Origin of the sequence: Empedobacter sp. UBA7620, assembly GCF_002484185.1 — a bacterium.
Lineage (GTDB): Bacteria > Bacteroidota > Bacteroidia > Flavobacteriales > Weeksellaceae > Empedobacter > Empedobacter falsenii_C.
In genome coordinates, this window is sequence record NZ_DLJI01000019.1 from 21,405 (window position 1) to 34,690 (window position 13,286).

The 13,286-nt window shown below is 32.2% G+C and carries 12 protein-coding genes; 7 read left to right on the plus strand and 5 right to left on the minus strand.

Translation table 11 applies throughout. The annotated features are described in order from the left end of the window. Positions 1-16: 16 nt before the first annotated feature. A complete protein-coding gene (locus B2217_RS03285) occupies positions 17-1,405 on the minus strand; it encodes a hypothetical protein (RefSeq protein WP_244958026.1) in 1,389 nt (462 codons plus the stop codon). Positions 1,406-1,699: 294 nt separating this feature from the next. Between B2217_RS03285 and B2217_RS03290 the strand changes: the two genes are divergently transcribed. Both B2217_RS03290 and B2217_RS03295 read left to right on the plus strand, forming a co-directional pair. Next, complete coding sequence (locus B2217_RS03290; RefSeq protein WP_180906240.1) at positions 1,700-1,948, plus strand: type B 50S ribosomal protein L31; 249 nt, start codon at positions 1,700-1,702, stop codon at positions 1,946-1,948. Positions 1,949-2,080: 132 nt separating this feature from the next. Continuing rightward, positions 2,081-3,253: a proline dehydrogenase family protein gene (locus B2217_RS03295; protein WP_180906241.1), complete on the plus strand. Its 1,173-nt coding sequence runs from the start codon at positions 2,081-2,083 to the stop codon at positions 3,251-3,253. Between the two features lie 51 nt (positions 3,254-3,304). On the opposite strand, the gene B2217_RS03300 is transcribed toward B2217_RS03295, so the two are convergent. Beyond that, positions 3,305-3,613 (minus strand): hypothetical protein, encoded by a 309-nt coding sequence (locus B2217_RS03300; RefSeq protein ID WP_180906242.1) that lies wholly within the window; start codon positions 3,611-3,613, stop codon positions 3,305-3,307. A gap of 67 nt (positions 3,614-3,680) precedes the next feature. Then, positions 3,681-3,992 carry a hypothetical protein gene (locus B2217_RS03305; RefSeq protein ID WP_180906243.1) on the minus strand — a complete coding sequence of 104 codons (312 nt, stop codon included), beginning with the start codon at positions 3,990-3,992 and terminating at the stop codon, positions 3,681-3,683. Between the two features lie 148 nt (positions 3,993-4,140). On the opposite strand from B2217_RS03305, the gene priA reads away from it, so the two are divergent. After that, on the plus strand, positions 4,141-6,600 hold the full coding sequence (priA, locus tag B2217_RS03310) for a replication restart helicase PriA (protein ID WP_180906244.1): 2,460 nt from the start codon (positions 4,141-4,143) through the stop codon (positions 6,598-6,600). Positions 6,601-6,642: 42 nt separating this feature from the next. Here the strand turns inward: priA and B2217_RS03315 are convergent, their stop codons facing one another. Continuing rightward, complete coding sequence (locus B2217_RS03315; protein ID WP_038335690.1) at positions 6,643-7,017, minus strand: membrane protein; 375 nt, start codon at positions 7,015-7,017, stop codon at positions 6,643-6,645. A 412-nt stretch (positions 7,018-7,429) separates the two neighbouring features. Then, complete coding sequence (locus B2217_RS03320) at positions 7,430-7,930, minus strand: GbsR/MarR family transcriptional regulator (protein ID WP_180906245.1); 501 nt, start codon at positions 7,928-7,930, stop codon at positions 7,430-7,432. 174 nt (positions 7,931-8,104) lie between these two features. Between B2217_RS03320 and B2217_RS03325 the strand changes: the two genes are divergently transcribed. From B2217_RS03325 to B2217_RS03340, 4 genes are read left to right on the plus strand one after another with little or no spacing between them, the layout of a single operon-like run. Continuing rightward, entirely contained in the window at positions 8,105-8,794 is a 690-nt protein-coding gene (locus B2217_RS03325) for an ABC transporter ATP-binding protein (RefSeq protein ID WP_135836687.1), read from the plus strand. Between the two features lie 57 nt (positions 8,795-8,851). Beyond that, on the plus strand, positions 8,852-10,081 hold the full coding sequence (locus B2217_RS03330; protein WP_038335694.1) for an ABC transporter permease: 1,230 nt from the start codon (positions 8,852-8,854) through the stop codon (positions 10,079-10,081). Next, positions 10,081-11,337 (plus strand): ABC transporter permease, encoded by a 1,257-nt coding sequence (locus tag B2217_RS03335; RefSeq protein ID WP_180906246.1) that lies wholly within the window; start codon positions 10,081-10,083, stop codon positions 11,335-11,337. Before B2217_RS03330 ends, B2217_RS03335 begins: the two co-directional genes overlap by 1 nt. 24 nt (positions 11,338-11,361) lie before the next feature. Continuing rightward, on the plus strand, positions 11,362-12,495 hold the full coding sequence (locus B2217_RS03340; protein WP_115001196.1) for an efflux RND transporter periplasmic adaptor subunit: 1,134 nt from the start codon (positions 11,362-11,364) through the stop codon (positions 12,493-12,495). The last annotated feature ends 791 nt before the right edge of the window (positions 12,496-13,286 follow it).

The following is a 13,286-nucleotide window of genomic DNA, read 5'->3' on the forward strand; positions in this document are numbered from 1 at the left end:
TCGACCTTATTTATTTTTATTGAAATGCTCCAATTGTAGGAGTTGTTCCTCGTGGTTGTCCATTGTAATCTAACGGATATTGTTGTGCAAAAGTTACTTTTCCTTTCCCTTTTGCTGGCGATTCGTTTTTCACCGCTAATTTATTTGCAAAATATTCTGTATTTTCAAACATCGGATCCAACGTAATACTTGCCAAGAAATTTGGCGCAGTTGTGACATTTAACGTTGAAGTATCTACATTATGAATAATATTGGTATCAAATAAATAATTGAAAGCCGCACCATCTTTTTTATCCAATAAAATAGCATTCGGCGTATTATCATTATAAAAAATACAATTCCCGAAGGTTGCTTTTGTTAAAGCCGAAACATTTTTATCATTGTTTTCATTACTCAAGAAAAGTGAATAAGCTGGACCAGCACCTGTCGCAAAATGGTAATAATTGGCAAAAGTAGAATGATAAAATTCGTACGAACCTCCATATTCTATTGCTAAAGTTGCCAAATTACTATTATTCATCACTAAATTGTAACCTGTAATTGTAGCGTTTGTAGCTAAAATTCCATACGATTGATTATTGACAATTTTGGCGTTACTAATATCTAATTTCGAGTTATTTACGTGTAAACCAGTATCCGCACCAATAATTTTTGTATAATTGATTTTCGATGTACTATTTGGAGCTAATTCGATTTTGTTCCATTGATCAGGAATCGAATCGTATTTGTTGTCATGACGCGCCGAACGAAATTTTACTTCTTCATTCAAAGCTCCATTCACAGTAAGTTTTGCATTGTTTCCAATTGTTAAACTTGCTCCTTTTTTGAAATAAACTTTAGCTCCTTTATCAATTGTTAAATCACTTGTAACCGTTAAATTTCCATCAATTACTTGGGCTTCGTTCACATTCCAATTTGCAGAAGAAATTGTAGCATCTTTTGTATGAATTTTAGCTTTTTCTATCCAAGAAAGTAACTTAATTTTTTTAGAAGAATTAGTTGTTTCAAAATTAATTTCGTCATCGTAAAGTGGATTAAGAGGCGCTTCTTGTGCATTTACTTCAACAAAAATAAATAAACTATCTTTTTTGCGAATCGGTACATTTTCGAAACTTGTTCCTGCTTTTCCGTCTACATTTATATTGAAAAATGAATTATTTCCACGTGTCAAATATATTTTTGGAATTACGCGATCATCATTCTCAGGATTATAAATTTTAAGAAGATAAGTTTCAGATTTAGAAAAATTATATACGGTATCTACGGAAACGGTATCTTTGCTAAAACGCAATTCAGAACTAATAGGATCATAGTCAAAATCATCGCGACAAGATTGAAAACCAATCAAAGAAGCAATACCAAGTCCGGCGATTAATGTTTTTACGTTCATAAAGTTATGATTCATTATATAAGTTTAAACAGCAAATAATAGGTTTTATTGTAGATGGACAAAGATAAAAATTAGATTTTTATGAATAGATTCACCAAAAATATTTGTACGAATTACTAAAATGTTTATATTTGCACCACGAAAAATGTGTACAAGAAGTGCAGGTTTAATTTTAAGAAGCCCATTACACTCGAAATTAAATTTGCTTAACGTATTGTTTTAAATGTTTTTTCAATAAAATTGATTGTAACATTCTGTAAATAATATTATCTTTGCACTCCAATAAAGTTAACAAAGAAGATTAAAAAAATGAAAAAAGATATCCACCCAACAAATTACCGTTTGGTAGCATTCAAAGATATGTCTAACGAAGATGTATTCATCACAAAATCTTGTGCTGATACTAAAGATACATTAGTTGTTGACGGAGTAGAGTACCCATTAATCAAAATGGAGATTTCTTCTACATCTCACCCATTTTACACAGGTAAATCTAAATTGGTTGATACTGCAGGACGTATCGACAAATTCAGAAGTAAATACGCTAAAAAAGGATAAGAATAGGCAACTATTTGCAATCTTTAAAATATATCAAAAACCTACAAGAATTTCTTGTAGGTTTTTTTAGTTTAATCAGGTTTTAATTATAAATTTGTAACGTTATATTAACACAAAAAATAGTTAACTCACATGTCTTTATTCGACAATACACAGTTTGCTTTCGAATCGAAATCAGATAAAGATTTAAAGAAAGCGTATTACTTATACAAGTTAATCGGAAGCCCCGCATTGACAAGTTTTGGAACTAAGTTTTTTAATTTACCATTTGCGGTAGATATCCCATTTGTAAAACCTGTAATTCGTGAAACAATCTACAAACAATTTGTAGGAGGAGAAACGGCAGAACAAGGTGTGGTTGTCGCAAATGAATTATTTAAATATCACGTAAGTTCTATTTTAGATTATTCTATCGAAGGATTAACAGAAGAAAAACAATTTGACGAAGTTCGTGACGTTATGTTACACTTGGTTGATTTAGCAAAATCTAATCAATCAATTCCATTTGTAGTTTTTAAACCAACTGCATTTGGTCGAATCGAATTATTTGAAAAAGTAGGAAAGAAACAAACGTTAACTGCAGAAGAAGAAAAATCTTGGGCAAATATTCGTCAACGTTTCGAGGCTGTATGTCAAAAAGGATATGAGTTAGATGTTAATATCATGGTAGATGCAGAAGAAACTTGGATGCAAGGTTCTGCAGATGATTTGACTGACGAAATGATGGTGAAATATAACACAAAGCGTGCTTTAGTTTGGAATACGTTGCAAATGTATCGTCATGATCGTTTGGCTTATTTGAAAGAAATGTATGCAAAAGCAGAACGCGAAGGATATTTCTTAGGATTCAAAATTGTGCGTGGAGCATATATGGAGAAAGAACGTGCACGTGCGCAAGCTGAAGGTTATCCATCTCCAATTCAACCAAACAAAGAAGCTTCGGATAGAGATTATAACTTAGCGTTAGAATTTATTGCTTCTCATCATGAACGTTTTGGTTTATTCGCAGGTTCGCACAATGAAGAAAGTTGCGAATTGTTAATCAAATTGATGAACGAAAACGGAATCGAGAAAAATAATCCAAATTTTTGGTTTGGACAATTATTCGGAATGAGTGATAATATTTCATTCAACTTGGCGCATTTAGGATACAATATTGCTAAATATTTACCATATGGACCAATCAAAGAAGTAATGCCTTACTTGGTTCGTCGTGCGCAAGAAAATACATCTGTTGCAGGACAAACTGGACGAGAATTGATGTTGATCGAAAAAGAATTAGAGCGTCGTAAAAAATCGAAATAATCGTGTTTTTATATCAAGCAAAAATCCACTCAATTTGAGTGGATTTTTTAATTAATTATTATTTTTCTTGATTTTAATCTTGCCTTTATGTTCGTGATACATCATACAAGTTGCTTTATTTTCTAACTCTTTGCATGTTTTTTCAAAATCATAAATAACACTTACTATTTCACCTTCTTTTTTGTCCGAAAGCATTTCATTATTACAAACCAAATAATCCTCTTTATCATCAACACGAATGTAAGTTCCTGTACAATCTCTCACAATTGTTCCTGTAAATAATCGATCGTGTTTGATATTTGTACTACAAGAAGATAGGGCTAAAGTAAAGAGAGTAGTTAATGTGAAAAGTAGTTTCATATTTTGATAAATTAATAATCATAAATATAAAGTTTTTTATAGAGTAAATAAATAGAGCTTAACTATTTTAAAAACTTTTTTCATTAAAATTTAGAATAACCAACATCATCGAATCTTGTAAAGAAGTCACTTGATGAATAACTTTTGGCGGAAGAATATATTCGTCAAATTCTTTTAGATTGACAATCTCAATTTTTGAGTCAATTTCTATTTCACCTTTCAACATCAAAATTTTTGCATTTACAGGTAATTGATGATCGATTAATTTCAAACCTTTTTTCAGTCCAAAAGCAACAACACGCGTATCATCATTTCTGAAAATGATTTTTATAATTGGTTTTTCCGATTCCGAAATCTGATCTAAAATGGCATGTAACATAATGATAGTTTTTGAATTCTCTTAAAATTAGTATTAATTCTTCAAACTGTCTGAAAATGAAATATTAATAATTTGTGAAATTTTAAGCAATGGTAATCTTCATTCTTAACACAAAAAAATGTTTAACTTGCGTTTTTAATCCTATAAAATGACAATTAATTATTTTGCCGAAATTATTTTACCCCTTTCATTAAATGGAACATTTACGTATCATCTTTCTGAAATTGATTTACAGCAAATTAAAGTTGGTCAGCGTGTTTCCGTGCCTTTCGGAACGCAAAAATTATATACAGGAATTGTACATTCTATTCATCAAAATGCACCAGAGTTATACAAAACAAAGGCGATTCATGCTTTTTTGGATGACGTACCTTTGGTCACGCAAACACAAATTAATTTTTGGGAATGGATGGCAAATTATTATATGTGTTCGTTGGGTGATGTTTTCAGAAATGCTTTTCCTTCTGCGTTAAAATTAGAATTTCAAACTTTTGTTCGATTAATTAATCCAAATTATGAAACAATTGAAGAATTAAATGATTATGAATTTTTAGTTTTTGAAGCATTGAAATTAAGAGAAATAATTTCGGTTGAAGAAGCAGCTTTAATTGTGGATGAAAAATCAGCAATTCCAACACTTAAATTATTAATTGATAAAGGAATTATTCGATTAGATGAAAAACTTAACGAAAAATATACGCCAAAAATTGATAATTATGTCAGATTACATCCTGATTTAAAAGGAAATGAAACTGCTTTTATTGAGATTTTAAATCAATTAAATAAAGCGCCAAAACAGCGCGAAACTTTGTTGCAATTGATTACATTAGAGACGCAATTACAAGAAAAACCGCTAAAAGTGGCAGATTTTGTAAAACAAGGAGCGACAAATGCAGTACTTAAATCGTTAGCAGAAAAAGGAGCGGTCGAAATTTATCAACATCAAACTTCTCGTGTAGAAGAACAGGAGAAAGATGTAACTGAGATTTCAGAATTGACATTGAAACAAACTGCTGCTCTAAATCAAATTAAAGAAGATTTTAAAGATAAATCGACTGTTTTGTTGCATGGTGTAACATCAAGTGGAAAGACAGAAATTTATCTAAAATTGATGGAGCAAGTAATTGCGAAAGGAAATAAAGTGTTGTATTTATTGCCAGAAATTTCGGTCACAACGCAAATTGTTCATCGCATTAAAAAACATTTTGGAGAAAGAGTAGGAGTTTATCATTCGAAATTCAATCAAAATGAACGTGTCGAATTGTGGCAAAAAACCTTGAATGGTGATTTCGATATTATCATTGGTCCACGAACAGCGTTGTATTTGCCTTTTGATAATTTGGGAATGATTATCGTCGACGAAGAGCACGAATCGTCTTACAAGCAGATGGATATAAAACCATTTTTTCATGCACGCGATATGGCGATGTTGCTTGGAGGAATGATGAACGCAAAGGTTTTGTTAGGTTCGGCGACGCCTTCGGCTGAAAGTTATTATAATGCAAAAAATAAAAAATATGGTTATGTCGAATTAACGGAACGTTTTGGAAACATAAAATTGCCCGAAATTAATTTGGTTGACCTCAAAAAAGCGCAAAAGGAAAAAGAAATTACAGAAGATATTTCACATACACTTCGTGATGAAATTTTCAATCAATTGCATCAAAAAAAACAAGTCATTTTGTTTCAGAATCGGCGTGGATATGCACCGATTATGGAATGTAATACGTGTGGTCATACGCCCGAATGTCCAAATTGTGATGTCAGTTTAACATATCATAAATTCTCGAATCAACTAAAATGTCATTATTGTGGTTATGCGCAAGCGAAACCCTTGCGTTGTCCAAGTTGTGGTTCGCACGAATTGAATACAAAAGGTTTGGGAACGGAGCAGATAGAACAGCAAGTTCAAACGATTTTTCCTGATGCAAAAGTTCGAAGAATGGATGTAGATTCGATGCGCGGGAAATTTGCTTACGAAAAATTAATTGAAGATTTCGAGAATAAAGAAATTGATATTTTAATTGGAACGCAAATGATTACAAAAGGTTTTGATTTTGGAAATGTTAATTTTGTTGGTGTTATTCGAGCGGATTCTTTGTTGAATTTTCCAGATTTTAGAGCGCACGAAAAAGCATTTCAATTGTTAACGCAAGTTTCTGGTCGTGCAGGTCGTAGACAAGAGCAAGGAAAAGTATTGATTCAATCTTTTCAACCTGAACATCAGATTTTGCAAAATGTTACAACTTACAGTTATGCGCCAACGATGAAGGATATTTTGTATGAGCGCAAAGAATTTTTGTATCCGCCTTATTCTCGGTTAATCAAGTTGCGTTTCAAGCATAAAAATAAAGAACGTTTGGATAAAACAGCGGCTCAATTGGTTGTTTTGCTTAAACCAAGTTTTGATGCAAAATGTTTACTTGGTCCTGAAGCGCCTTCGATTGGACGAATCAATAATTTGTATATCACAGATGTGATGATTAAAATTCGACCAAATCAATCACCTCAAAAAGTAAAAGATTTAATTCAATCAAAAATAGATCAACTGCATACAATTGCGGCTTTTCGCTCTGTACGAATTGATGTAGATGTAGATCCAGTTTAAAATAAAAACCTCCCAAAAGTTAACTTTTGGAAGGTTTTTTTGTTAAGATTCTAGGCTTCTTAAATATTGTTGTTGCAAAGATCGACGTCTACCTTTCATAAATAAGAATAGATTTAGCATTAACATTATTCCTAAATAAATGGCGAATCCTCCAATTTTTGTGCTTAATCTTACAATTAAATCTTCGGTTGTTGCGATAGAAGTCATGTAAACAATTAGCATGGCGAAACCAATATTCAAAAGATAAAAACCAATTTTGAACAATGAATTTGTTGCGCTTGCAATATCTTCTTTTTGATGAAAAATATCGTACATAAATATTTTTCCATTTTTGAATAAAACGTTAGAAACTGCGATTGTCATTAATATTGCCACTGGTAAGTAAACCAAATATGCAATTAGATTGTAATTTGTCATAATTTGTTGTGTTTAAGTGTTTATTTTTTTGCTTTTTCTTGCGATATAAATAATCGATAAATTAATAAAATGTAATATTCCGAGAATTAATAATATAAATCCAATTTTGTAGGACAAGGACGAAAACATAATGGTAATGGAATCAACTCGCTCCCAATTTTGTAAACTTATTGCCGAAAATCCAAGATTGACCAAGTAATAACCAATCAATAAAAGATTATTAATAGATTGACAAACAGAATGATTGTCGATTAAATTTGTCAGGTATATAAAACCAATTTTATACACTTTCCAACCAACAAAAATGGTGATGTAGAAAGTAATAATTAGATAAATGATATACGAAATAATATTATGCATATTGAATTTTCAATAATTTTTGAAACTTATAATTCAAAAAAATACGAATTGATTATTTCATCAAATTCGTGATTTTTCCTACCAACCAATGTTCATCAGACTTTATGGCAAGGTCCATTATATTATTGATTTTTGTCGAAACAGAAGATAAATCTTGTAACAATTTTGCAAATTCTTTTGCATCATCAGATTGATCGTCAATGTTTTTTAATGATTCTAAAAAATCAATTACCGGCTCTATTTCACGCTTTCTGCGTTCTTTTGTAATTTGTTTGAACAAATACCAAACATCTTTATCGGCAACAAAATATTCTTTACGTTCTCCTTTTATCAATTCTTTTCTCACAATTCCCCAATCCATCAAAGCACGCAAATTCATGTTTGCATTTCCTCTCGAAATTTGCAGTTCTTCCATGATTTGATCAGTAGAAATTGGTTCGTTGTACGTTAATAATAATGCATGAACTTGTGCCATTGTGCGATTTATTCCCCAATTAACAGCGAAAGTTCCCCAAGTTTGAACAAATTTTTCTTTTGATTCTTCTAATTTCATTGCAATTATTATTTACACAAATATATATAAATTTCTAAACTTTCAAAAATTATTGAAAATTAATTTTAAAAAATATTTCATTAACAGATTCTTAGATAAATCTTAAACTTGCTTGTAACATTTTTCTGATAATTTCGACTTATCTGTTATCTTTATTGAAATTTACAACAATCTATGATATCTATTCGAGATTTAAATAAATCCTACATAATGGGAAAAAATAAACTTCACGTACTCAAAGGAATTAACCTTGAGATTGCGGAAGGTGAATTTGTTGCGATTATGGGATCTTCGGGTTCAGGGAAATCAACTTTATTGAATATCATTGGGATGTTGGACGAGCATGATACAGGTATTTATGAATTGGATGGCGTTAGAATCGAGAAATTAAACGAAACTAAAGCGGCTAATTATCGAAACAAATTTTTAGGATTTATTTTTCAATCGTATAATTTAATTGGTTTCAAAAATGTCTTAGAAAATGTTGCCTTGCCGTTGTATTATCAAAAAGTAAAACGTTCGGATCGAAATAAAATTGCGCTTAGTTATCTGGAGAGAGTAGGGTTGGAGCCTTGGGCTACTCATATGCCAAACGAACTTTCGGGTGGACAAAAACAGCGTGTTGCAATAGCGCGTGCTTTGGCTGCAAAACCAAAATTGTTATTGGCAGATGAGCCTACGGGAGCATTGGATACGAAGACGTCGCAAGAAGTAATGCACTTGATTCAAGAAATTAATGACGAAGGTAAAACTATTGTAATGGTGACGCACGAAGATGATATTGCAAATATGTGTAAACGTATTGTTCGTCTGAAGGATGGTGTAATAGTAAGTGACGAAAAAGTAGAACAAGTAAGAGTTTAATGATTTTCGGATTTCAAACTTCGTCAATCATAAATCAAAGAATCGTAAATATAAAATATGTTTGATACAGACCGTTGGAGCGAAATATGGTCGTCCATTGCAAGTAATAAATTGCGTACGGCATTGTCGGGTTTGACAATCGCTTTAGCGCTTTTTGTGTTTATTACATTGTATGGATTGGGAAATGGTTTGCAGAACGGATTTCAACAAGAATTCTTTAAAGCAAATTCATTAAATATTACTGTTAACGGCGGAACGACAACTGAGCCTTACAATGGTTTCAAACAAGGACGTACCATAGAATTGGACGTAAAAGATTTTGATTTTATTAAACATTCTTTTCCAGATGAAATAAAATCGATTGTAAGTACAATTTCAAAAAGTGATACAATTCGAAATGAAGCTAATTCAGGAAGTTATTCGATTACTGGAGTTTATCCAGAATATGAATCAATGATTAATGAAAATGTAACGCTTGGTCGATTTATCAATAAAAAAGATATGGAAAATCAATCCAAATCAATTGTTATTGGACGATTGGTTGCGCAAGATTTTTTTCCAAATCAAATTGCTATTGGTAAGTATTTGCAATTAGGTTCAAGTATGTATCAAGTGGTTGGTGTTTTCGAAAGTAAAGATGGTGGCGATAATGCTGAGCGTGCTTTGTATGCGCCTTTTACAACATTTAGAACGATTTATGCGACGGATAAAGTTTCATCAATTATTGTAACGCCAAAAGATGGAATGGCTTTGGCTGATATATCTAAACTAGCAAATGCAATCGAATATAATATAAAAGGCCGACACAATGTTGCGCCTTCTGATTATGGTGGAATTTGGGTGCGAAATGCAGCCGATGCAATGGAAGATACCAATCAATTTTTCTTGATTTTGACAATTATTGTATTTGTAATTGGTGGAGGAAGTTTGATTGCAGGAATCGTAAGTATCGGAAATATTATGGTGTTTAGTGTAAAAGAGCGTACCAAAGAAATTGGTATTCGAAAAGCTTTGGGCGCAACACCAGCCAATGTTTTGGGATTGATTTTACAAGAAGCAATTATGATTACAATTATTTTCGGAGCAATAGGAATTGCTTTAGCGGCACTTGTTGTAGAAAATATTGGTGATAGTTTAGAAGAATATTTTATTTATAATCCAGGCGTAGAAACCAATTCGTTGGTCATGGCTTGTATTATTTTATTTGTTGCAGGAACAGTTTCTGGATTAATTCCAGCTTTGAATGCAGCACGTATTAAACCTATTGATGCTTTAAGAGACGAATAATGAACTTTATAAAATTTGTTTTTGATCCAGATGCTTGGAGCGAAGTCTATGCGGCGATTCGTAAAAATAAATTGCGCACTATTTTGACGATGATTGGTGTCGCATGGGGAATGTTTTTATTTGTCTTATTGTTAGGCGTAACACGTGGTTTGCAAAATGGTTTTGACCGAAATTTAGCAGATGCCGCAACCAATTCATTATTTGTTTGGGGAGGAACAACATCGATGCCGTATCAAGGATTTCAGAAAGGTCGCACAATTGAATTGAAAATGAGTGATGTTCGTCAAATTCAGGCTCGTTTTCCTCAAATTTCGTTGTTAGCACCTCGAAACTCTAAACCAAATTCTATATTAACTTACGGAACAAAATATAATTTTTACACGGTTAATGGAGATTATCCAGATCAAAACCGAATGTTTGGGAAAGATATTATTCAAGGTCGTTTTATCAATGAAGATGATATCAAAACTGAATCGAAAGTTTGTGTAATTGGAATTGAAGTAGCGGAACAATTTTTTGGTGATAAACCAAAACCTTTGGGAAAAGAAATCAGAATTAGCGATAGTTATTATACAATTGTCGGCGTTTACGACACACCTTCTTCACCTGTAGAGAGCAAAGATCAAGTGTTTATTCCGTTTACAACATTTCAAAAAATATACAATCAAGGGGAAACGATTCAATATTTAAGTTTGAGTTTGCCTAATAATTATGATATTGTTGCATTCGAAAAAGAATTAAAAACATATCTGAAACAGATTAAAAATATTTCGCCTGATGACGACCAAGGAATTGGAGGTTTTAATTTAGGTGAAATGCTTGGGAAGATTATGAAATTCGTAAAAGGAATGCAATTCCTAGCAATTGTTGTAGGAGGAATGACATTATTTTCTGGAGTTATTGCGATTGCAAGTATTTTATTGATTACGGTTTCAGAACGTACAAAAGAATTTGGAATTCGAAGAGCATTAGGTGCGATTCCTGCTCAAATTCGCGGGCAGATTTTGTTAGAATCAGTAGTTTTAACATTAATTGCAGGTTTAGGCGGAATTATTTTTGCAGCACTCTTGCTAATGGTTCTCAACGAAGTCATCATTCCATCAAATAAAAACATACCTTTATATAATGCATCAATCGATTTGTTTACACTTTTTACAGCTTTAGCGGTGATGGTGGTTATGGCAACTTTAGCGGGATTGATTCCTGCTCAACGAGCAATTCAAATCAAACCTATTGATGCATTGAGAGATGAATAACTAAAACTTAACAGATATAAAAGAATGAAAAAATTTCTAAAGATTTTGATGATTGTCGTTTTTATCGGTGCTGTAATCGGTGTGATTGCGTATTTCGGTAAAAAGAATAGCCAAGACAATGAAGTTTATGAAACGACAACACCTTTTATGGGAAATATCGAGGTGAAAGCTGTTGCAACTGGTGAAGTAAAACCGTTGGAAACAATTGAAATTAAGCCAAATATTTCAGGTGTTATAAAATCGATTAATGTTGCAGAAGGACAATATGTAGAGCGCGGTCAGTTGATTTGCGAACTGAAAGTTGTTCCTAATGTTCAATCGTTAAATGCAGCTCGTCAGTCTATTCAAGCGGCACAAATTACGGTCGATCAAGAACGTCGTAATTTTAATCGAACATCTACTTTATACAATCAAGGTGTTTTGCCTCGTGCAGATTATGATAATGCAAATGCAACATATAAATCAGCTCAACAACAATTAAAAGCTGCCGAAAACGATTACAAAGTTGCGCAAACAGGTATTGCTCCTGGTTTGGAAGCTTATGCAACAACGCGTATTACGGCAACAACTTCGGGAATGATTTTAGATATTCCTGTTGAGGTTGGGAATATGGTTCAGGAGATCAATAATTTCTCTACAGGAACGACGATCGCTACGATGGCTGACGTTAAGAAAATGATTTTCCAAGGAAAAGTTGATGAAGCTGAGGTAGGTAAATTAAAAGAAGGAATGAAAATTAATGTATCGATCGGTGCGATTCCGAACAAAACTTTTACAGCGATTCTTGATTTTATTTCCCCTCAAGGAGTTGCAACGAATGGAGTAGTGCAGTTCGAAATTAAAGCGCCGGTTCAATTAGATTCTGATAATTTTATTCGTGCAGGATATTCTGCAAACGCTGAGGTTGTGACGCAAGAAGCGAAAAATGTATTGTTGGTAAAATCAGCGCATGTTCGTTACGACGAAAACCAAAAACCATATGTTGAGATTCTCACTTCTGGTAAAGGACAAGATGCGAAGTACGAAAAGAAATACATCACTCTTGGAATTACAGATGGTGTGAACGTTCAAGTAAAATCTGGCTTGAAAAAAACAGATAAAATCAAAATTTGGAATACCGATTTAGAAAAAGACAAAAACGGTAACGGTCCACATTAATAAGATAAAAAAGGAGAACTAAGTATTCTCCTTTTTTATTTCTGTTATTCCGATTTTATAAAAACTTAATTATGATGTCATATTGAATTCGTTTCAATATTATATATTAACTATATTGAATAACCTATTCTCACTTTGCGACAATTCTTCCCGAGTAGATAACCACAAAGTATCCGCTGTTGCTTTGCTTGATTCAGCAAACCATCATCGTCTAATCATTTCATTGCTGTAAAAATTATATAACATCGACCCAAATATAAAAAAAACAAATTCTCCTGTATAATCGAATTTAAGAACGACCTTTCAATAAAAAGGCGTTCATAAATGAAGAAATTCGAAGCGAAGAAAAAGATTTAGCCGATAGGTTTTTAAATCTTTTCGCGCAGAATGATTCATTTTAGCCTTTTTGTTGAGGTCTTGATTTTTTTGTTTCGTTTTTTTATCAAGAAAAAAATGAAAGTAAATATTAATTTTTCACATAAATCTCTCTATTTCGTCTACCGTTTAGCGTAAACCGTCAAATATTTCAAAAAATATTTTCCATTGTACCAGCGACTTAAGGAAAGAATGTAAAATAAATGTAAATTATGTTTGGAAAAACAAATAATGCAGGCGTATATTTGCAGCCGCAATACGAAAGACGAGTAGTATTGTAGTTGACATAAGGACTTAGTAGCGACAAAAATTATTTAAAAATAAATTTGCGAGAATCTAAATAAGTATTATCTTTGCCATCCGATTCCGAAAGGGGTTTTTGGAGTGAAAGTAAGAATTGACTTATTGAAATAAAA

Excerpts from the sequence above, each read along its gene's own strand:
- B2217_RS03285 (WP_244958026.1), bottom strand. The coding sequence starts at position 1,405 with ATGAATCATAACTTTATGAACGTAAAAACATTAATCGCCGGACTTGGT.
- B2217_RS03290 (WP_180906240.1), top strand. The coding sequence starts at position 1,700 with ATGAAAAAAGATATCCACCCAACAAATTACCGTTTGGTAGCATTCAAA.
- B2217_RS03295 (WP_180906241.1), top strand. The coding sequence starts at position 2,081 with ATGTCTTTATTCGACAATACACAGTTTGCTTTCGAATCGAAATCAGAT.
- B2217_RS03300 (WP_180906242.1), bottom strand. The coding sequence starts at position 3,613 with ATGAAACTACTTTTCACATTAACTACTCTCTTTACTTTAGCCCTATCT.
- B2217_RS03305 (WP_180906243.1), bottom strand. The coding sequence starts at position 3,992 with ATGTTACATGCCATTTTAGATCAGATTTCGGAATCGGAAAAACCAATT.
- priA (WP_180906244.1), top strand. The coding sequence starts at position 4,141 with ATGACAATTAATTATTTTGCCGAAATTATTTTACCCCTTTCATTAAAT.
- B2217_RS03315 (WP_038335690.1), bottom strand. The coding sequence starts at position 7,017 with ATGACAAATTACAATCTAATTGCATATTTGGTTTACTTACCAGTGGCA.
- B2217_RS03320 (WP_180906245.1), bottom strand. The coding sequence starts at position 7,930 with ATGAAATTAGAAGAATCAAAAGAAAAATTTGTTCAAACTTGGGGAACT.
- B2217_RS03325 (WP_135836687.1), top strand. The coding sequence starts at position 8,105 with ATGATATCTATTCGAGATTTAAATAAATCCTACATAATGGGAAAAAAT.
- B2217_RS03330 (WP_038335694.1), top strand. The coding sequence starts at position 8,852 with ATGTTTGATACAGACCGTTGGAGCGAAATATGGTCGTCCATTGCAAGT.
- B2217_RS03335 (WP_180906246.1), top strand. The coding sequence starts at position 10,081 with ATGAACTTTATAAAATTTGTTTTTGATCCAGATGCTTGGAGCGAAGTC.
- B2217_RS03340 (WP_115001196.1), top strand. The coding sequence starts at position 11,362 with ATGAAAAAATTTCTAAAGATTTTGATGATTGTCGTTTTTATCGGTGCT.